This is a genomic window from Mesorhizobium sp. M1A.F.Ca.ET.072.01.1.1 (genome assembly GCF_004023325.1).
Lineage (GTDB): Bacteria > Pseudomonadota > Alphaproteobacteria > Rhizobiales > Rhizobiaceae > Mesorhizobium.
Genome location: NZ_RZSF01000015.1, coordinates 1 through 21,144, shown reverse-complemented (window position 1 = coordinate 21,144; position 21,144 = coordinate 1). Strand labels below are relative to the sequence as shown.

16 protein-coding genes and 2 pseudogenes are annotated in these 21,144 nt (G+C 56.9%); 16 read left to right on the top strand and 2 right to left on the bottom strand.

Features of this window, described 5'->3' with window-relative positions:
* The first annotated feature begins 9 nt into the window (after window positions 1–9).
* Together EOA32_RS04185 and EOA32_RS04180 are read left to right on the top strand one after the other, a co-directional pair.
* Window positions 10–2,106 (top strand): S9 family peptidase, encoded by a 2,097-nt coding sequence (locus EOA32_RS04185; protein WP_126080664.1) that lies wholly within the window; start codon window positions 10–12, stop codon window positions 2,104–2,106.
* A 99-nt stretch (window positions 2,107–2,205) separates the two neighbouring features.
* Window positions 2,206–2,942: pseudogene (locus EOA32_RS04180) on the top strand (IS5 family transposase).
* A 102-nt stretch (window positions 2,943–3,044) separates the two neighbouring features.
* On the opposite strand, the gene alr reads toward EOA32_RS04180, so the two are convergent.
* Window positions 3,045–4,214, bottom strand: a complete 1,170-nt coding sequence (gene alr, locus EOA32_RS04175) for an alanine racemase (protein ID WP_126080665.1) — start codon at window positions 4,212–4,214, stop codon at window positions 3,045–3,047.
* A gap of 377 nt (window positions 4,215–4,591) precedes the next feature.
* On the opposite strand from alr, the gene EOA32_RS04170 reads away from it, so the two are divergent.
* The 14 genes from EOA32_RS04170 to EOA32_RS04110 all read left to right on the top strand — a co-directional run bounded on the left by EOA32_RS04170 (window position 4,592) and on the right by EOA32_RS04110 (window position 20,837).
* A complete protein-coding gene (locus tag EOA32_RS04170) occupies window positions 4,592–5,008 on the top strand; it encodes a GNAT family N-acetyltransferase (protein ID WP_126080666.1) in 417 nt (138 codons plus the stop codon).
* Window positions 5,009–5,231: 223 nt separating this feature from the next.
* On the top strand, window positions 5,232–6,485 hold the full coding sequence (locus EOA32_RS04165; protein ID WP_126080667.1) for a methylaspartate ammonia-lyase: 1,254 nt from the start codon (window positions 5,232–5,234) through the stop codon (window positions 6,483–6,485).
* 15 nt (window positions 6,486–6,500) lie between these two features.
* Window positions 6,501–7,652, top strand: coding sequence for a CaiB/BaiF CoA-transferase family protein (locus tag EOA32_RS04160; protein WP_126080668.1), 1,152 nt, complete (start codon window positions 6,501–6,503; stop codon window positions 7,650–7,652).
* A 136-nt stretch (window positions 7,653–7,788) separates the two neighbouring features.
* On the top strand, window positions 7,789–8,700 hold the full coding sequence (locus EOA32_RS04155) for a CoA ester lyase (protein WP_128370966.1): 912 nt from the start codon (window positions 7,789–7,791) through the stop codon (window positions 8,698–8,700).
* A gap of 133 nt (window positions 8,701–8,833) precedes the next feature.
* Window positions 8,834–9,760, top strand: a complete 927-nt coding sequence (locus EOA32_RS04150) for a LysR family transcriptional regulator (RefSeq protein ID WP_126080670.1) — start codon at window positions 8,834–8,836, stop codon at window positions 9,758–9,760.
* 195 nt (window positions 9,761–9,955) lie between these two features.
* Window positions 9,956–11,389 carry an NAD-dependent succinate-semialdehyde dehydrogenase gene (locus tag EOA32_RS04145; RefSeq protein WP_126087044.1) on the top strand — a complete coding sequence of 478 codons (1,434 nt, stop codon included), beginning with the start codon at window positions 9,956–9,958 and terminating at the stop codon, window positions 11,387–11,389.
* Between the two features lie 6 nt (window positions 11,390–11,395).
* On the top strand, window positions 11,396–12,940 hold the full coding sequence (locus EOA32_RS04140) for a fumarate hydratase (protein WP_126080671.1): 1,545 nt from the start codon (window positions 11,396–11,398) through the stop codon (window positions 12,938–12,940).
* A gap of 502 nt (window positions 12,941–13,442) precedes the next feature.
* A complete protein-coding gene (locus tag EOA32_RS04135) occupies window positions 13,443–13,940 on the top strand; it encodes an Lrp/AsnC family transcriptional regulator (protein ID WP_126080672.1) in 498 nt (165 codons plus the stop codon).
* 808 nt (window positions 13,941–14,748) lie between these two features.
* Complete coding sequence (locus tag EOA32_RS04130; RefSeq protein ID WP_167508689.1) at window positions 14,749–15,336, top strand: toll-Interleukin receptor; 588 nt, start codon at window positions 14,749–14,751, stop codon at window positions 15,334–15,336.
* A 17-nt stretch (window positions 15,337–15,353) separates the two neighbouring features.
* On the top strand, window positions 15,354–16,214 hold the full coding sequence (locus EOA32_RS04125; protein WP_126087045.1) for a DUF4231 domain-containing protein: 861 nt from the start codon (window positions 15,354–15,356) through the stop codon (window positions 16,212–16,214).
* A 9-nt stretch (window positions 16,215–16,223) separates the two neighbouring features.
* Complete coding sequence (locus EOA32_RS04120; protein ID WP_126080675.1) at window positions 16,224–16,730, top strand: TIR domain-containing protein; 507 nt, start codon at window positions 16,224–16,226, stop codon at window positions 16,728–16,730.
* Window positions 16,731–17,406: 676 nt separating this feature from the next.
* Complete coding sequence (locus tag EOA32_RS38375; protein ID WP_164781893.1) at window positions 17,407–17,583, top strand: hypothetical protein; 177 nt, start codon at window positions 17,407–17,409, stop codon at window positions 17,581–17,583.
* A gap of 239 nt (window positions 17,584–17,822) precedes the next feature.
* Entirely contained in the window at window positions 17,823–19,229 is a 1,407-nt protein-coding gene (locus tag EOA32_RS04115; RefSeq protein ID WP_063169303.1) for an aminotransferase, read from the top strand.
* A gap of 870 nt (window positions 19,230–20,099) precedes the next feature.
* Window positions 20,100–20,837 carry a LuxR family transcriptional regulator gene (locus EOA32_RS04110; RefSeq protein ID WP_082826574.1) on the top strand — a complete coding sequence of 246 codons (738 nt, stop codon included), beginning with the start codon at window positions 20,100–20,102 and terminating at the stop codon, window positions 20,835–20,837.
* Window positions 20,838–21,012: 175 nt separating this feature from the next.
* Here the strand turns inward: EOA32_RS04110 and EOA32_RS04105 are convergent.
* Window positions 21,013–21,144: pseudogene (locus EOA32_RS04105) on the bottom strand (IS481 family transposase); the annotation flags it as partial.

Below are 21,144 nucleotides of genomic sequence, written 5' to 3'. Positions count from 1 at the left end.
GGCCTTGTGATGGTAGACAAGCACCTGCAGCCACCGCTTCCTCGTTCCGAGGCACGGATCCGGGTCCTTCATGGCGACGTCACGATAGACTCGTATGGCTGGCTCAGGGACTGGGAGAATCCCGACGTCCGCGCGTATCTTGAAGCCGAGAACAGCTACGCGCAGCAAGCGACAGCCCACCTGGAAGGGCTCAAGGCGGAACTTATCGCCGAGATCGAAGGGCGTCACACCTGCGAGGGCGCCCCACCAACCTTCCAGGTTGGGCCTTTCGAGTACTTCGAAAGACACGGGCGGGGCCTGTCTCATCCTGCGTGGTGGCGCCGGCCGGTGACCGGAGGCTCGGCCGAGCTTGTTCTCGACCCGAACGCGATCCCGGGGGCCGAGATCTTCTATTCGCTCGGTGTCTTCGAGCCGAGTGACGACGGGCGTTACGTGGCGTTCAGCTTCGATGTCATCGGGGACGAGAACTTCGAGCTTAGGGTGCGGGACATAGAGACCGGCCATGACGTCTGGACGGGCTCGAGGCGGGCTGGGATGGTTACTTGGACCGCGGACGGCAACACGCTCTTTTTCACGCGGGAGCGGGCGGACCGGCGGCGGCAACGCCATGAGCTTATACGCCTGGACGTCAACGATTCGCACTCTGAGGTAGTGTTCGAGGAGGCGGACGAGCGACTGAACTTGCGGATTTGGCGCTCTGATAGCGGCGCCTGGCTGCTTTTGGACGTTATGGACAACGCCGGGGCGGTGGAGGTGTGGTGCCTTCCTGCCGACCAGCCGGGCGTTGGGTGGCGCCGGATTGTGGCGCGTGATCTTGGCCACCATGTCTTTGCCGAGCACTGGGGCGACAGGTTCTTGTTTCGGGTAAACGACGCTGGACCCTACTGGCGGCTCGTGTGTGCGCCGATAGGTGACCCGTCACCATCGTGCTGGGAGGAGGTCATCCCGCATCGAGCGGGCGTGACGCTTGAGGAGGTCCACGTGCTCGACCAGCACCTGGTTGTCCTGGAACGAGAGGGCCTTCGTCCTCGCCTCGTCTCGCATAACCGAAGCGGGGGGGTCGCCGCCACGATCGTTCCCGACGAGCCGAGCTGCACTCTTAAGGTCGGCTTGTCTGCAGGGGGTAGCTATTCGGTCGCACGGCATCCGTTCCGAAGCTCGAAGTTGGTCTACTCGGTTAGCTCATTCGTGACGCCCGACACGTTTGTAGAGCATGATCTCGCCGACGACCGATCGGCAGTCCTGTACCAGGCCCGCGTTCCCGGATATGACCCGGCTCAATACGTGGCGACGGTCGTCATGGCGCAGGCGGAAGACGGGGTGGATATACCAATTTCGCTCGTCGCGCGGCGCGATCGAACCACCCCAGGGCCGGTGTTATTGAATGTCTACGGCTGTTATGGAAAACCGAGATGGCCCTCGTTTTTCACTTGGCCCTCATCCATGACCAAACGTTTGAGCCTGCTCGATCGCGGAGTTGCTTTCGGCATCGTGCACGTACGGGGAGGCGGGGAGCTTGGACGTCCGTGGCACGAGGCGGCTACCCGCGATCGAAAACGTATCACCCACACAGATCTGATCGTCGCTGTCGAGGCGCTTGTTAGGCAGGGGGTCGCCACCGGCGACGGCATCGTCATTGAGGGAGCGAGCGCTGGCGGGGGTACCGTGCTTGCCACGGCCGACTTGCGGCCCGACTTGTTCCGCGCCGTACTCGCCGAGGTTCCGCTCGCCGACATCATAGATACCGAGCTGGACTTCACGATGCCGTACGCGCTGCCGGAAATAGCGGAGTACGGCGATCCCCACATAGCCGACGAATATCGGCACCTGCGCAGCTACGATCCTTACTACAACCTCAGTGCCGATCGCCCGCGCCCGCCAACTTACGTCGACGCCGCGCTCGACGACAGCCAGGTGCTCTACTACCAGCCTGCTCGGTACGTTGCCCAGCGACGTTCCTTTACGGCCGGTCGAGACCCAGGTCTTGTTTTCCACATGCGTATGGTCGGTGGCCACGGCGGCGCTTCACATGGGCCTAGTGTAGCCGAAGAAGCAGCACTTCGTATGGCTTGGATTCTAGACCAGGTCCGATGCTCGGGCAATTAGGCATTTCTATGTTACAATCGGAATCAAAGCTAGGGTCAGGACCCATAATCTATTGAGTTGATATCTGTTTGGTGATTCAGGGTGGCAGGAGGTGCTGCCTTGAGTGATTTGCTGATGTTGACGCCGGAGCAGATGCGCCGGATCGAGTCCTATTTTCCTTTGTCGCATGGTGTTCCGCGTGTGGATGACCGCCGGGTGCTGAGCGGCATCCTGTTCGTGATCCGAAATGGCCTTCGCTGGCGAGATGTCCCTTCCGACTACGGTCCGTACAAGACCATCTACAACCGCTTCATCCGCTGGAGTCGGCTGGGTGTGTTCAACCGCATCCTAGCGGAACTGGCCGCGCAGGGCGGCGAAACGGACAATCTGATGATCGATGCCACCCATCTCAAAGCGCACCGCACTGCCGCCAGCCTCCTTAAAAAACTCTATCCCGATGTATCGGACGCAGCCGAGGCGGACTGACCACCAAGGGACGTCCGCGGCTGCTGCATCTGAGCGAAGGGCAGACCAATGATCACAAGACTGCTGCGGCCGTGATCGAGGATTTGCCCGCCGCCAACGCCCTGCTGGCCGATCGGGCCTACAGTTCAGCGGCCTTCCGCCAGGCGCTCGTCGAGCGCGGTATCAGGCCATGCATCCCACCCCATGCCAAGCATCGTGTTCAGCACAGCTATGATCCTGTCCGATACCGGCAACGTCACAGGATCGAGAACATGTTCGCACGCCTCAAAGACTGGCGACGCATCCACACCAGATACGACCGATGTGCTCACACCTTCCTGTCGGCTATCGCCTTCGCTGCAGCCTTCATCTTCTGGATCAATGAGTCCTGACCTAGCTACATGTTTGATCCGGGGCTTTGATGGGGCATCCTTATCTTTCGAATCAAAGGATGCCCTATGGACCAAGTTCTCCATGGGAGCGCCATAACGAAATCAAAGGCGTGCCTTGCCATCATTCATCTCGCTGCTGCCATCAAAGTCTAACGCCTTATTCCTAGGGGTCGTAGGTAACAAGGAAGAATTCAGATACCGTCTTGTGCAACCAGCACCTAGGCGGGTTAAGACTTCGTGTGGGCTGAGGCCCACAGCTTCTGCAAGGTCATCTAAGGTAAAATCATTTCCCAGTAATTCCACAAAGTTACCTGGCCCACAAAGCGCTTCTGGAACATCTGTTATATCAATTGTCATGTTCTCCATGCATATTGTTCCGATTAGAGGGGCCGAATAACCTGCGAACCGAGCTGATATCTTGTTCGCGCAGGCCCATGGAAGGCCATGTGTGTAGCCGATCCCGACGGTCGCTACGCGGGTAGCTCGACCCGTACGAAATGTCGCACCGTAGCCAACAGCCTCCCGCCTAGCGACATTGCGCACGTCGAGTATTTTCGCTCGGAGCCTTGCAACCGCTTGCAGCGGATTTGGTCGAATGCCAGCATCGTTGAGCCCGTACAGGGCTGAGCCCACCCGTACCATGTCGAAATGATAGGATTTACCTAGCCAGATACCGGCGGACGCTGCGAGACTGCCGCAGGTGGGCTTAATCAGATCGTAGATCGCCCGGAAGCGGTTCCGTTGCAACACATTAGTTGGGTCCGCAACGGTTTCGCTGCACGCTAGATGGCTGAGTACGACCGAAGGGGGATACATGTCGAACGTACCAGAAAAATACGCGCGACGCACGTCCGCAATGGCGAGCCCAAAGCGGGAAAATCCCGTTTCCACGTTAAGAAAATATGTCTTCGTTCCTGTTGCAATAACGGCTTCCAATTCGGCGCAATTGTTCACAACCGGTATGAGGTTATTGGATTGGTAGAATCTACCAAATTTCGCGAAATCATCGCAAAAAACCGCGATTGCCTCGTCTACATGGGACGATCTTAGAAGCAGCGCTTCCTCAAGATTGCCGACGAAGAGCAGATCGCAGCCGACATGAATAAGCGCCCTTGCAATCTCTACAACACCAAGTCCATAGGCGTCGCTCTTGACGACAGCGGCGACCCTTACGCCTAACCCAACGAGGGCCGTGATGGCCCGGAAGTTCGCCTGAATAGCCCCAAGATTGATTTCAAATATAGCATTTCTGGGGCGAACTAACGGCAACATCTTTTGCTCTCCAACAGTCCCGTTTTTTATAAACCTCGCCGCCCCGCGATGCAGCCTACTATCCTAGGTAGGCGCGCGAGCTGAGATTGCCGTTTAAAAAGGGGCGCCGTCGAAGCACGGATTAGACACTGGTTAAAGCGGACTGAGACGCAAGCAGTCGCTTCGGCAGGGCACTTGCACGCAGATGACAAAGCATAGTCGTTCAACTGACTAGTAAGCTGTGTTCTGGATAGGGCAGTTGCTGCGCAGCTCTTCGTGCCAAAATCCGCCACAAGCTACTGCTGGTTTCACGCAGTCAGGGCGAAAATCTCGGCACCGGCTGCGAATACAAGGTATTGCGTAAGCTTAGATCAATCAATTTTTGTTAAGGGGTTGGCATGAGCGAACAATCTGAGATCCTTTACGTTAGTGAGCCGAACCTTGACCCGGCCGAATTCTGCCGCGTGTTGGCCGAATCCGGCTTCGGGGCGACCCATGGCGAGCTTCGGCTGCATGCGATGCTCCGCCAAGCCGACTTGGTGCTGACGGCCCGGCTCCATCGGCCGGGGCGGAAGCTGGTCGGAGTACTTCGATGCGTTACTGACTTTTCCTGGATCTGCTACGTCTCCGAGCTTGCCGTATCGGCGTCGGCGCAAGGCCTCGGCATCGGCAAGGGCCTCCTGTATGAAGCCCGCCGGCAACTCGGGCCTGCTGTGGCCATAGCTTTGATCTCTACACCCAACTCTGTCGGCTTCTATGAAGGGATTGGATTGACGCGCATTTCAGACGCATTCTGGTTAATGCGCGAATGCTAACCCAAATGAGGTGAGTACGACGTTGCAATGTCCACCTATACAATAATTCGACGTTCGTCGAATGCTTGCCGGAATACGGGGTGCATGTGTCTGACGCCGGCCATCTGAAAACGCGATGGGACCGTCCGGGACATTATGTTGGCGAACTCAAGATCAAGTGGTGCATAGTCGGCGCAGCAAATCCAACTGCCATCAACGATGTCCGAAAATCGAGCGAAGTGAAATGCAGATCAAAGACGTCCTCCTTGCGCCTGGCAATGGCGCTTTTTTCTATGACGATCAGGGTGCCATCAGGGCCGGCGCGCCCCAGGACGGTTTCGTCTATAGCGGCGAGGCGACAGCGATTGGGTTCACGTCCATCCGCGTTCCGGCATCTTCGCTCAGCATCGGGCTTGCTCTCACCGACGGGGCCGTGGTTTGGGGTGACATGATGAGCGTTCAATATTCTGGTGCTGGAGGACGAGATCCTTTGTTTGAGAGTGCTCAAATCTCGGAGTTAACCTCGCGTATAGTCGTGCCCCGGCTTCTCAATGTCGACGTATCTCGTTATCTCGATGCCTGTGCAAAGGTTTTTGAGCCTCTCCAGCACCAGCGGTTACCTCTCGCGATTGAGTATGGCGTTAGCCAGGCGCTCCTTCGCGCCTCGGCCCATCTTCAAAGTACCACGATGGCGGAAGTCGTTTGCAGTGAATTTAACCTGCCGCTGCCAATTCGCAGGGTTCCGATCTACTGCCAAAGCGGCGATGCTCGCGAAATCAACGTCGACAAAATGATCTTGAAAGCGGTAGATATACTTCCCCACGGCCTGATCAACTCACGGCAGAAATTCGGCGTCGAGGGCCAGGCCTTCATGGAGTTCGTGAAGTGGGTTGCGGCGCGGACGCGCGAAATTGGCCGCCCGGGGTATCATCCGGTGCTGCATTTCGATGTGTATGGCTGGATCGGCCAGGAAATCAGCCTGGAGCCGCAACTCATCGCCGACTTTATCTGCAGGGTCGCCGACGCTGTTCCGGGTTTCACCCTCAATGTCGAGTCCCCGGCGGATTTTGGTTCGACGCAAGCTCAAATTGAGAACTACGCCAAGATCGTATCAATTTTGGACAACCGGGGTTCCACCGCTCGCATTGTCGTGGACGAAAGGTGCAACACGCTCGAGGATATTCGGCTCTTTGCCGAAGCGAAGGCCGCGCATCTCATTCAAATCAAGACGCCTGATGTCGGCTCATTGGCTGACACGGCACGTGCAGTGCTCCTGTGTAAGGAGAACAAGGTAGGCGCGTACGTTGGAGGAAGCTGTACCGAGACAGATCTCTCTGCCCAGGCTTCCGTCCACATATCGATGGCGACCCAGGCAGACATGATGCTTGCGAAGCCTGGAATGGGAGTCGACGAGGCATTCTCGATCGTGGGCAATGAACAGAATCGGTTGCTTGCGATGCTGAATCGTCGTCGGGCTCAAAACGAAAATGTTGGATGAAGAGCGCGGTGTTGCATGCAGAACTCTCTTGAGGGGATCACTGTCGTAGCTGTGGAGCAGGCCGTTGCTGCACCGTATGCATCGTCTCGTCTTGCCGATGCAGGCGCCCGGGTGATCAAGGTTGAGAGGCCTGAGGGAGACTTTGCCCGGAAATACGATAAGTTGGTGCGGGGGCAAAGCGCCTATTTCGTTTGGCTCAACCGGGGTAAGGAGTCAGTATGCTTGGATTTGAGGTTGGAGGCGGACCGTGCTGTGCTGGACACGCTTGTTGCTGCTGCTGACGTCTTTATCCAGAATCTGAAGCCAGGCAGCATCGAAAAACTCGGCTTCGGATCTGCGGATCTGCGTCGCCGTTTTCCGCGGCTAATCACCTGCGACATTTCGGGATTTGGGGAGGGGGGGCCATTTTCTCACCTCAAGGCCTATGATCTCATCGTCCAAGCCGAAACCGGTCTGTGTGCGATCACCGGGACGCAACAGGGACCCGCCCGTGTGGGTGTGTCGGTTTGCGACATCTCGGCAGGCATGACGGCACATAGCGCCATACTTCAGGCGCTGTATCATCGCGAGGTCACTGGCGAAGGGGCTAGCATTCAGGTGTCCCTGTTCGATGCCGTCGCCGATTGGATGAACGTGCCGGTCCTGCAACACGACTACAGCAGCTACCACACGGTACGCGCGGGCGTGAAACACCCCTCGCTGGCGCCTTATGGCGCCTATCGCTGCGCCGATGGCAAGGACGTCATCTTTTCCGTGCAGAATGACCGGGAATGGGTGAATTTCTGCGAGAAATTCCTGAAGCGGCCTGAGCTCACGCGTGCACTTGGTTTCGCCGACAACATGGAGCGCCTCGGCCACCGTCCTCAACTTGATGAGATAATTGAGCTGCGGTTTTCCGAGCTGTCCTGCCACGAAGCGATGCAGGAGCTTGAGGCGGCCGGTTTGGCATATGGGCGACTGAACGAAGTGGCGGACATTTCAAAGCATCCACACGTTCGCAGGGTTGAGATTGGCACACCTGAAGGAACAGTAGAGACGATCGCCCCGGCGGCGATCTTCAACTCTGAGCGCCCCTCGCTGCGCCCAGTTCCGGGCCTTGGTGCGCATACGGAGGCTGTCCGCGAGGAGGTTCGAGCAGGTTTGCGCGCAAGAGCCGCGTCAGCATGAGCGTGCCTGTTGTCGGGAAGGAAGCGCGATCGCGATTCACAGAGTGCATGCCTAGTCCTGGCCCCTCTGGGTGCCACGGCCGCCCAGCAAACTCACTGACAGCGCCCACGCTAGAATCGACCGCAGAGGCGACTTCATGAATGACGCCGTTCAGGCCGTTGAAAGCCCGATGTCTGTTCCCCGCTGGAGATCTCTGCTCTTTGTTCCCGCTCATGTTCCGCGCTTTGTGGAGGCGGCTCATGAGCGCGGGGCAGATGGCGTCATACTCGACCTTGAGGACTCCGTTCCCCAGGATCAAAAAGGTGAGTCACGGCGCCAGCTTTCTGCATCCGTGGCAAAGGTGGGCCGCAGGGGCGCTTATGTTTTAGTTCGCGTGAATCGCGGTTTGCGTGCCTTGGCGGCCGATCTCGATGCAGCCGTAGTAGCGGGTGTTGATGCACTTGTCCTTCCGAAGACGGATTCGGCAGCGTGGGTAATAGAGATCGCAAATGCGGTATCGGAACTTGAACGAGAAAGAAATCTTGCGGTGGGTCGAATCCGGTTCCTTGCCTTGATCGAGACCCCGGCAGCATTACAAAGTCTCTCAGCCATTGCGTCGGCCCATCCCAGGATGGTTGCAATGGCGCTGGGTCCTGAAGACTTCAGTGCCTCCGTTGGCGGTGCCCCGGAACTCGACCTTCTTTTGACACCGAACCTTTCTGTTCTGTTTGCCGCTCGCGCCGCTGGCTTGCTACCGCTTGGTTTCATAGGAAGTATCAGCGAGTTCTCAGACAATGATAGACTTCGTGAGGCCGCGGCCCATGCGCGGCGGCTTGGCTTTACCGGGGCTTTGGCGATCCATCCAAATCAGGTTGTCATATTCAATGAGGCTTTCTCACCAAGCCCACAGGAACTCGAGTGGGCCCGTCGTGTCCTCGCGGCGGAAAAAGATGCGACGGCGCAAGGCAGAGGCGCGTTCGCATTGGACGGAAAGATGGTCGATCCACCGGTTATTCGAAGGGCCCGAGAAATCATCGCGACGGATCCGGGCGCCGAGTTGGCCGTTTGAGTCCTCAGCGGGTTGATCAACAAGACTGGGACGACGACAGCAAGCGTCAGCAGCTCGGCACAATTATTGCTGTCGTGCCATCACATTTTAAGATAGATTGCGTCAATTGCAGTCCGCCCTCGGAAGAGTACCCGTGGAAATCAGGCAGTTAAGATACTTCGTCGGCGTGGTCGAAGCAGGCAGTTTCACGAAGGCCGCTGGCTTTCTGAATGTCGCCCAGAGTGCGCTGAGTCTGCATGTACGCCAATTGGAGGAAGGCTTCGGCACTCAGCTGCTGATACGCGACAGAACCGGCGTGAGCGTGACGGCGTCAGGAGCCAAACTGCTCGAGCGGGCGCGGGCAATTCTCAAAGAAATTCGACTTACCGAGGTGGAATTGACCAACACAGCCGCTTCCCCTGCCGGGGAGGTGACTATTGGGATTCCGTCTGGAGCTGCTCGCGTCCTGAGCGGTCCGCTGCTTGAGGCGGTGAGACACGAACTGCCCAAGGTGTCCCTCAAGATGGTCGAGGGTATGACGGGACCGCTAGAGGAATGGATGGCGGCTGGACGCTTCAATCTGGCGGTTCTGTACCGCACAGCAGACAGTGTGGGGCGAATGACGGTGCTAGCGCGCGAAGACCTTTGTCTGGTGGTTCCGTCCGGCGAGCCACCGTTTGAAGATGCGATATCGCTGGTCGACCTGCATGAATTCCCCCTGGCGGTTCCCATGCGCAACAACAATGTCAGGCGTTCGGTGGCTGATGTCGTCGCACAACACGGTTGCGCGCTGGACGTCAGGTTTGAAGTGGACTCCCTCTCAACGATCATCAACATGGTCGTAGAGGGAAAAGCGCATTCTATTCTCGCCCCGTCTGCGGTTCAGAAAGAAGCCTCCCAAGGGCTGGTCCGGACTGTCAAGATCGTCGATCCGGTGATTACTCGGTCCGTGGTGCTCGCTGTAAATCCCAAAGATGAGCGTTCTGCGGCCGTTTCTGCGGTCTGCAAGCTCATTCCGAAGGTCGCCAGAAAATTGATTGAAATCCGGGACTGGGCGGCGGTGGCGCCTGAGGCGACCTGACAAACTAACCTGTAAAGCTGGGCATGATCTTTTGCGGCCATAAGGACCAGCCCGATCTGGATTCCAGATGGATTTCGGCAATATTCGATATTTGACCCGCCGCGACCATCGCGATGAAACTGGCTCAAGCGAGTTCAGCAGTTTCGATATCGAAACTGCGCTCGTATGCAAGAATTCAGTCAAGTGGAGCCCGTGATGTCCGACGCCAAGAGCTACGAGCTCTTCATTAATGGCAAATGGCGAGCCGGTGGTAGCCGAGCCACTTTGCCGGTGATCAACCCGGCGACGGAGAAGGTATTTGCCTCAGTGGCCTCGGCTACGGTTTCAGACTTGGATGAAGCTCTTGCCTCGGCAGAACGCAGCCGCAAGGCGTGGTCCTCACGACCCGCCAAAGAGCGTGGCGAGATCCTCGTCTCTGCCGCCAGCATTCTGGCAGAGAAAGCTGGCGCCGCAGCCAGGGACCTGTCGTCCGAACAGGGAAAGACGATTGCCGAAGCGACAGGAGAATACGCGCGCGCAGTCGAAACGCTGGAATGGAATGGCCGGCATGCCGATGAGTTGTCGGCCCCGATTCCGTTGGGCTCGAACAGGATGATAGCCCCCGAGCCGCTCGGTGTCGTCGCTGCATTTACGCCATGGAACTATCCGGCCGTTCTTATCGCCCGCAAGCTCGCCCCCGCGCTGGCGGCAGGCTGCCCGGTGATCCTCAAAGGGGCCGAGGAGACGCCAAGTGTGGCTGTCCATATCGTGGAATCTTTGCGTCAAGCAGGGATACCAGAAGGCGTGGTCAACCTGGTGTTCGGTGTTCCTGTGCATATATCGCGGCATCTGCTCAGTTCGCCAATTGTGAAAGTCTTGACGTTCACGGGGTCGACGGCTGTTGGAAAACAGCTAGCCACGCTGGCCGCGAATAATCTGCAGCGTTGCATCCTTGAGCTCGGTGGACATTCCCCGGTTATTGTGTGCGAAGATGCGGATCTGGCAAGGGCGATACCGGCTATTTCGGAATACAAATTCGAGTGCGCGGGCCAGAGCTGTAATGCGCCCAGCAGGATTCTTGTCGCCCGGTCCCGCTATGAGGAACTCCTGTTCCGGATGACGGAGGCGGTCCGAAGAATCAGGATCGGACCACCGGATGACCCTGCAACGCAAATGGGGCCAATGGCAAACGCGCGGCGAATAGAGGCCATGCAGCGCCTGACCAAGGATGCGGTAGAAGGCGGCGCCCGCATCGAGACCGGTGGCATCCCCCTTGACCGACCGGGGTTTTACTGGCCGCCAACCATCCTGACGGGCGTACCGAAGCAAGCGAGAGTGCTTCATGAAGAGCCGTTCGGACCGATTCTCACCGTGGCGCCTTTCGATACGATCGAAGAGGCGATCGAGGAAGCCAACGCCACCGAGTACGGTCTGGCCGCCTACTTGTTTACTGGCGCGGCCGATACGCAACAGAAGCTTATCAATGGTCTCTCTGCGGGCGCAGTTAGTGTGAATTACCTGAAAGGGGTTTCCGCGGATGCGCCTTATGGGGGCGTCAAGCAAAGCGGCTATGGATATGAAGGCGGCGAGCAGGGGGTGCGAAGCTTCCAGATTTTGAAAATGGTCAATGGCCTCGGTTCGTTTGGATAAAATCCGGTGGGAAACAGAACACGGACCATCGCAGGTCGCGACATCACAAGGAGCGTCGCCGACGCCCTTCAGTACATCTCGTACTATCATCCTCCAGATTATATCCGGTCTCTTTCTCACGCATACACGCGAGAACAGAGCCCGTCGGCGAAGAATGCCATAGGTCAGATTCTGCTGAACTCCCGCATGGCGGCCTTTGGGCGGCGCCCGATCTGTCAGGACACCGGACTTGTGGTTGTCTTCGCAAAGGTCGGCATGGATGCCCGCATTAAGTCAACAGCCAGTTTCGCTGATCTTGTGAATGAGGGCGTACGTCAAGCCTATCTCGATCCGGACAATCCCCTTCGGGCATCGATCGTTGCGGATCCCCTCGCTAGACGGGTCAACACCCGCGACAACACGCCGGCAGTTGTCCATGTCAACTTGGTGCAAGGTGACCAGATTGAGATCACTATCGCCGCAAAAGGCGGCGGGTCCGAGAACAAGGCACGTTTTACCACCCTTAATCCCAGCGCCTCCGTTTCCGACTGGGTGGTCAATACCGTTTCGACCCTGGGCAGCGGATGGTGTCCGCCTGGGCTGATCTCTGTTGGTATCGGTGGTAGCGCTGAAAAGGCGATGCTGCTGGCCAAGGAAGCCATGAACGAGCCCATCGATATGGCGGAACTAATCGCAAGGGGGGCGTCAAGCCCGGAAGAGGGACTGCGGATTGAGCTTTATGAGCGGATCAACGCGCTTGGCATCGGCGCCCAAGGGCTTGGTGGTCTGACGACAGTCGTTGACGTCAAGGTTGCGACCTATCCTACTCATGCGGCGTCCAAGCCTGTGGCGCTCATCCCGCAATGCGCCGCCAACCGGCACCTGAAGTTTACTTTGGACGGCTCTGGACCCATCAGGCTCCAGCCGCCCGATTTGCGCGAATGGCCCGACATCGGAGCCGACGAATTGAACCCAGCCGGCGTCCGGCGGGTCAATTTAGATACGCTGACGAAGGAAGAGACGGCATCGTGGCGCTGCGGTGAAACGCTCCTGCTGTCTGGAAAGATGCTGACGGGCCGTGACGCTGCCCACAAACGAATGGTCGAGCTGATCGATGCCGGCAAGCCGCTTCCGGTCGATCTGACGGGACGCGTGATCTACTATGTCGGTCCCGTCCGGGCAGTGAGGAATGAGGTCGTTGGACCCGCCGGTCCAACAACCTCCAGCCGCTTGGACGATTTTACGGACAAGGTGCTCGCCGAAACCGGCCTTTTTGCGATGATCGGCAAAGCGGAAAGGGGACCGGCGGCCATCGAGTCGATTATAAGACACAAAACGCCCTATCTTGCTGCAGTGGGTGGCGCTGCGTACCTGATTTCAAAATCGATTAAGAAGGCGCGGATCGTTGCCTTTGAAGACCTGGGCATGGAAGCCATCTATGAATTCGATGTGCAGGACATGCCTGTTATCATGGCCGTCGATGTTGAGGGAAACTCCATTCACAATTCCGGGCCTCTCGAGTGGCGTAGGCGTATGGCGGCCGACAGCATCGCACGCAACATCGGCGTTTGAATCTTCCCAGTTAGGCGATTTCGGCCAGACACCAGCGTCAAATTGTTGGGCACGCCGTACGACGAGCGGCATTTGCGGTGCCTTGCGCCTCGGCGAGCCGGACGAGCAAGGCCTTCAATTCACCCCAATAGCTGAATGTGCCACTGAATACTGCATTGAGTATGCCGTCCACGCGATCGAGGCTCGAATGCAGTCGCGCGTCTATCAAGTACGGTAGCGGGGATTCAAGAAAATGGGTTATCTATTTTATTTATCAGAAGGTCTCTGCCGCCGCCGACTTCCTCTCCAGCTGCACCATTGCCCGTTAGGCGCTGGGGCGATAGCCAAATTACTTCTGCAGCTTTTCTCAGCGGATCGCTCTCCTTAGCTGATTTTCATACCCATTCTAGCACATCTCGGGCCTGGAACGGATGCCTTCCACTGCTACATTCGGTCGTTTCAATGATAATAGAATTGATCGGCACACGGCGCGCTGTCGATCGCTGCTTGAGAGCAACAGGTTATGAAGTCGAAACCCGATCCCGTGCAACTCGACAGTTGGGACGTCCGGATTCTCTCCGAGATTCAGGCAGACGGTCGGATTTCAAAAAGTGAGCTTGCAAAACGAGTTCATCTTTCGGCGTCGGCCTGTTCGGAGCGGCTCCGAGCACTCAAGGCCGCAGGAATTATTGAGGGATTTTATGCGCGACTGAGTCCTGCACTCGTCGGCGGCATGATCTTTGTGATGGTAGAAGTCGTGCTGGATCGCCATCGTCTTGAGGACCAACGAGTCTTCGAAACTGCAATCCAAGAGATTCCGGAAATCCTGGACTGCTGGGCAATTGGGGGGCGCGTGGATTATTTGATGCGGGTCGCATCTCGTTCTATGGCCGCCTATCAGGATTTCATGGAGGGACTGCTGCAGGCAGGCTTGGGGATTGATCAATACTATAGCCTTGTCGTCACGAAACCAGTGAAGTCCAATTCACCGATACCTTTGTCCGCCCTGAGGCAACGGTGAAAGCGAAAGTTTAAGTTTCAACGGCGTTTGGCACGGATCCCGTAGATTCGTCGGCAAAAGGCGCCCATTCCGACGAAACTCAAGGGACATTTGCGGTATACTAATTGCTGGAAAAAGGTGGCCGAGCGCTATCCGCCAGTTGATGGCGAGGAAGGACGATGCGCTTGAGCAATCTGGAACCGATCATTCCAGGAGACGGATCGAAGCAGCCATCGGACGCACTTGGCCAGCACGGTTACGGCGAGAAGCCAAACCGGATCGTGCCTGGTTGAGGAGGCGTCCATATCTAAGATGCGAAGTGCCGAAAAAATGCCTCTACCGCTACTTCAAGGGGGGAACTTTCGCCCTGGATTGGCGATCAGTGGCGATTGAGCTTAGTCGCGGTCAGCGCATCCGTGTGGGGGGGGCGAAATCTACAGCGAGGGTTTGGCAAGCCGACGGGTAGCGGGAGTGCAAGCTGGCCCGCTCGGCCCTGGCGACCAACCCGGCCCTCGACGCCTGCGGACATTCGGAGATCGCTCCATCGCGTTTTTACGTCGTAAGTTCGTTGCTGATCGAGATTAGGAGATCGTCTGTCCTGTTTGACATCGCTGGTCTCGCAGCCTTCTAAGCGAGGAGCATGGCTGTGCCGGGGTCGCGTAGGTGGGTGACAAGGCCGGTCACTCCTGCCAGCCGACGTGGTCTTTGAGAAGGTGGAGGTTGCGCTACCGGCTGGAGAGCATGGTGCCAGTTTTCACAAGACAAGGGTCGCTTAATCGAATGGGCGTCAAGTTCATAGATTGCGAACAGATCATGGGGGATTTGAATAGTGCTACTGACCGAGGCAGAGCTGAAAAGAGTTGCGAATGCCAGTCGAGGACATAGAGCCGCATCGATCGTTCTAAAGGAAGAGACGGCCGCAGCTACAGCCAGATCTTCATTCGACGTTTTTCTGTCACATTCTTTCAAGGACGCAGAGATCATTCTCGGTGTGAAGCGAATTTTCGAGGAGCTTGGGTTCACTGCTTACGTAGATTGGGTCGAAGATTCACAACTGGACCGCACAAAGGTCTCCTCGGCCACCGCCGAGTTGCTGCGGACCCGTATGAGGCAGTCAAAGACGCTAATCTATGTGCATTCAAACAATTCTCCAGAATCCAGATGGATGCCTTGGGAGCTTGGCTTTTTCGATGGGTTTCGGACCGCGGTAGCGGTTCTGCCCGTGGCAAAAAATTCTTCGGAAACATTCTCCGGGCAAGAATTTTTGGGCCTATACCCTTACATTGATGGGACAGGACCTGCATTCCTGTTTATGAACAGAGGGACCGCGCCTCGCTCAAGAATAGGCTCTGTAAGCTCGACTGCTAACCTCACGTTTGCCAAATCCTGGCTTAAAGAATTTACCGCCACAAAATAGACTGGTGTGCTTCAAAAATGAAATATCCTGGACTCTATAATAGCGCCGACGTGGCATCCAACGAGCAGCAGGCGACGTTTCTCCGCCTGATCCGGGCAGAGTACGTTCTTCTTTTTTTAGCGTCGGTGCTCTCTTTGGACTTGTCGCCATCAAAAGCCTATTTCGGTGTCTATGCTGCGGTATTTCTTTGCTCAATGGGAGTCCTCATTTTCCGGTCGGTCACAAAGCCCGAGCAGGTCTGGTATCAGGCTCGAGCTCTTGCAGAGTCGGTGAAGACATTGACTTGGCGCTTCGCGATGCGAGCACAGCCGTTCGATGACGCGCGCGCCGCTGACGCCAGAGCTGATTTTCGAAAGCTCATGGAAGGTATCCTTGATAGCAATCGTCACCTTGGTAGCGCGTTGAGCGGCACCGATTCAGCATCCCCCCAAACAACCGACCAGATGATGTCGATAAGGGACTCCCCGCTAAAAGAAAGAAAAGACATATATCTGCAGAGACGAATCTGCGACCAGCGGAAGTGGTACGAGAAGAAGGCGCGCTCGAACAAGAGGTCCGCGAAAGTCTGGATGGGCCTTGGTATTTTTGCATACGCTCTGGGATTCTCGTTCATCGTAGTACGCATCGCTGACCCCGCGATGCCTGGCTGGCCGACCGAGCCGCTAATTGTCATCGCCGCCTCGCTTATCGGGTGGACCCAGATCAAGAAATTTAACGAATTGGCATCGGCTTACACGTTGACAGCTCACGAGATCGGCTTGACTGCCGACCTTATTACGGACGCCAACTCGGATGAGGCATTCTCCGCCGCGGTGAACGAAGCCGAACTGGCTTTCTCACGGGAGCACACCCAGTGGGTTGCTCGTCAAAACAACTAAGAGACAACAATGGCATACAGCGATCCGACCTATGTAATATTTGACGGCGATGAAGACGCTTGGGCATACCGCTTTATGAAAGGGTGGAATGCCAGCGAGAATGTGAGTTTTGAATTCGCGAACGCTCACGATCTGGACAATATGACGAGCCGAGCACAGGACGAAGATTATGTTAAACGCAATCTTCGCAACAGAATGAATGGATCGAGCCAGGTACTTGTCCTGATCGGTGAGAAAACGAAAAACCTTTTTCGCTTCGTGCGCTGGGAAATGGAATTGGCCCTTGATCTAGGTCTGCCGATAATCGCAGCAAACCTTAACGGCTCGCGGCAACAAGATGCGAGCTGTCCGCCTATCATCAGGGACAAATGTGTTGTGCACGTGCCGTTCAAGATGAAGGCCATCAAGCACGCGCTAGCCAATTGGCCCAGCGAATTTCATCGGCTTTCAAACGCTCAGCGTGGCGATGGCGCCAGGAGCTATGGCGAAAGCACCTATCGCGATCTCGGCTTATAATCGCCCACCTAAAAGCACTTAGCCGCCAAAACATCCTCGCCATCCGCTGGCGGCGACTAGCCTTAGCAACGTCCCCCAGCGTGTTCCGAGCTTGCCGAGCGATGATAAGAAGAGACGTCCGATTTGCTGAGTTTGGCTGAAAGCTGCAGGTCATGTGCAACCTATTAGAGGAGCCCCGCTCGAAGCGTCGGATCGTCAGACAAGATCATGTCGCGCGAGGGCGCTGGTTTCGCGAGGAAAAGGAGCGGCTGTTCGATGTTTGAGGCTTGATCCAGCGTTTCGAGACTGCACGAGCGGCCAGCATTGATGGAGGCAGCTTTTCAGGCCGCGCAATTCTGTCGGCTCGCCCCCTCCTGCGAGCCGCAGCTCGGCTCGCCCTGCGCAGCAACCACGAATTTGCGATCGCAAGAAAGGCAACACGCTCACGATAGAACTTGGCGGCGCTGGTCGGCTGCGAATCAAGATGTCAATGGCAAGGAGCTCTCGCCGCGCGTCTTTGCCGGGCCGAACCTTCTGGCTATGCTCCTTCGAGAAGTCTGCCGAGCACCAGCCGCCGCACCGCCAAAGCGATCAATATGCGCGAGGGCACGACCTCAGCCTCTCAGCGCTGGCCAACCAGGTTGGAGCCTGTGCCGCGGCACGGAACCCGCTGCCTGCTGATCGAGGCGAATGTGCTTTGCCCCTGATCACCTGCATTACCACCCTTGGGAACGGCAAGACCGATCCGGACCGTCAGAATGTAAGGGATGACCGGCAGTTCGGCGGAACATGGCCGCCGGCGCTCTATCGTGCCTCGCGCGGCCGGCGGGAACAGCGTCCCGAGCGCTATTCATCCGTCAATATCGCCCGCTAATCGGGCACTATGCTGGGCGCATGCGCGTCGTAAGCTGTTCGTGTTTGCATGACGCGCCCCCGACCCTCGGCTAAGGCGAACGTGACGCCTTAGTTTTCACGGCAATTCGGGCCGATCCCGCGAATTTCACGGCGAATAACCTGCATTCCCGAGAAACTCAAGGGACGTTTCCGGTATGCTATTTGCTAAACAGGTGGCTGGCCGAGTGCCCTCCGCCAATTTATCGCGAGGAGAGGGACATGCGCTTGAGCAATCTGGGAACCGAGCAACTCCGGGAGAAGGATAGAAGCTTCGTCTTCCATCCTTCTACGCATTTGGCCAAGCACAGCCGAGGCGAAACGCCAAATAGGATTATGGCCGGTGCGGAAGGCGTCTATATCTGGGACACCGAAGGCCGAAGGAGCCTCGACGGTTTCGGAGGACTCTACTGCGTCAACATGGGATATGGATGCACGGAGATCGCCGAGGCCATTGCCAGGCAAGCACACGAATTGCCGTTCGCACACGTCTATGCCAGCCAAGGTACGGAGCCGGTCGCCCTGTTGGCAGAGGCCGTGGTCGAGTATTTCGGTCAGAACATGCGAAGGGTCTATTTCGGCCTCTCCGGTTCCGATGCCAACGAAACCAACATCAAGCTGGTCTGGTACTATAATAACATTCTTGGCCGGCCCGAAAAGAAAAAGATCATCTCGCGAAATCGCGGCTATCACGGGTCTGGATTGGTCACGGGTAGCCTAACTGGCCTTCCCTTCTTTCACAATTTCTTCGACCTGCCTCTGGATTTGGTGCGCCATACAACCACGCCGCACTATTACCGCCAGGCGCGTGTCGAGGAGAGCGAGGAAGCGTTCTCCCGGCGCTGTGCCGATGAGCTTGAAGCCTTGATCCTGGCCGAAGGACCGGAAACGGTTGCAGCTTTTATCGGAGAGCCGGTACTTGGGACAGGAGGTATTGTGCCGCCCCCCAAAGGGTACTGGACGTCCATTCAAGCGGTGCTCGACAAATACGATATCCTTCTAATCGCGGATGAAGTGGTCTGTGGCTTCGCGCGAACCGGCGAGAAGTTCGGTTCCCACCTGTATAACATGCGTCCGGATTTCGTGACCATCGCAAAGGGTTTGAGTTCCGCCTACCTCCCCATCTCCGGGTCAATCATTGGCGACCGTGTCTGGTCGGTTTTGGAACAAGGAACTGAGAAGCACGGCGCACTCGGCCACGGCTGGACATATTCGGGGCACACGCTTTGTGCCGCAGCCGCGCTCGCCAATATTCGACTGCTTAAAGAAAAAAATATTCTGGAGCATGTCCGCGATGTTGGACCGTATTGGCAAGACCGGATGAAGGCCGAGCTGGCGGGACATCCCATCGTTGGTGAAGTTCGCGGAGTGGGTATCCTGTCGGCCGTGGAGATGATGCGGGACCCAAAACAAAGGATACCATTCGAACCCGACCTTCAGGTCGGGGTGCGCACTGCAGCTGCTCTGTTTGAGAATGGCGTCATCGGACGGGCCATGCCGCATGGCGACATCCTCGGTTATGCCCCCCCCCTGATCATTACCCGAAAAGAGATCGACATCATTGTCGACGCGACGGTAAAGTCGGTCGATACCACCTATCGCGCGCTGAAGGCCGAGGGTGCCGTATGATTTTGCGATCGCGAAGGAGCGAGTCCGGAGGCAGGCATGTCCCTGCGCGCTACTGCGCCGAGCAGACCCAAAACTGTTGAATTCCAGATATCTGATCTTGAGCATGCTCCGGGCTATTTCAGTCACGATTTGTAACCGAATCAGTTCTGCCGCCGCTGTCCTGTTGCCCAACGACCAGGACCTCTGTGCGGCGCGCCCTGCGGGTGTACCTCCCCGCCGGCAGGGCGCCCTTTTTGACCCACGTAATCAGTATCATTATGGCCCGTGCGGGATCGAGGGTCTGGTAAAGGTCATCTGCACGTTCCGATGCAGATTGAGCTTAGACGTGCCCTTTACATCATTGCAGCGGGCCATAATCATTGCGGTGAATTTTATCACGTCAGGTATATAGAAGGACGATACTCACACGCCACCCCGTTCACAAGGAAAGGCATTTTAATATTGTTGAGACGATTTGCCTATCAAAGAAAAGAAAGCATCGCAACACTTCTTTGCGGATCACGGCGCCCCGGGTGGGGGATGAGCGGCTATCCGAATTGTTATGCTAATGCCGACCCAAATTCCTGCAAAAGCTGGGGTCAATGATGGCTTTTGGTCAGCGCAGGATGATTTCTCCTGATTTGGTCGGTGCAGGGGCGGTCATGATTTAATGCATGGAGATTCTCTGATTGAGCTGTTGAGATCATGAGGCGTCTGCCAGACGCCCATCGGGTGAGCCCAGCATGATTGGGATGACCGACGAAGATCGAAAGTGTGGCAGCATTCTGGAGCCCGGTCAGCCCAGCGACGCCCGCGAATTCAATCACGTTTGTCGGGACATACACGACGCAGCCGGAAGGCGTGCAGAAAGAGGAAGAATCGAGCGCGACGATGACGAGGCACATGCCACTTGTTTTCGAGACATTCCTTGAAAGACTGTCACAGAGTATCGATGAGGCAGATTTCCGGGATGCCATGGCTGAGGCGGCCGGACGACTTGACCTAATCTTCTTTGCCTACCTCTCCTTGCCAGCACGGCCTTCCGGCAAACCGAGGTTAATTTCAAACTATCCACCCCGCTGGACCAGACAGTATCTGGAAAATCAGTATGAGAAACTCGATCCTGTGGTCTTGCGTGCTCGAAATGGCGGCTGCCCGTTTCACTGGGGATCGAATTTGGGAGGCGATAAAATGTCGCCGGCTCAACAGCAGCTATTCGATGAGGCGGCTCAATTCAGCATCTGCTGCGGTTTGACGATCCCAATTGTCGATCTCCGCGGCCGCATCGCTGCGGTTACTTTTGCCGCCGATGAGCCTCGTCCAGTATTTCTTCGGGTCGCTGAGCGGTACGAACAAGCTCTTCAACTGATGGCGGCCTGCTTTCATCGTTGCGTTCGCCGCAAATTGCCGAGCGATCGAACAGTGGATGGGGTTTCGCTGACATCCCGCGAATATGAGTGCCTGAGGTGGGCAGCGCGGGGTAATTCAGCCTGGGTGACCGGCCGCATCTTGGGTATCAAGCCACGCACGATCGCTTTTCATTTGGACAATGCCAAGAAGAAGCTAGGCGTGCGAACCCAAAATCAGGCTATAGCCCTTTTGGGGTCCGAAGGGTCCTCAATTGTCTGAGAAGCTTTTTGATCCCCTTGTGCTCGGGCCATTCGATCGCGCGCTTTGTATCGAGCGTTGACTGGATGCCGAGATCTTCTGTTCCGCCGGCTCGGGCGATGCAGCCGTATTCTTCCAGTCCGCGCCGGTGATCATAGTCTATGGGTGCTCGAGCGGGTGTGTCGTCGCTGACGAGCTAGTTGTGGAGCCTCAACAGGTTGTCCTCGGTTAGAGCGAGGCGACTGATAGGTGTTTTGGACTTTAGGCTCCCGTGGGGACGGTGCCAATTGTATCTGTGCAGCCAGACCGGCAACTCTGCGGCGCGGTG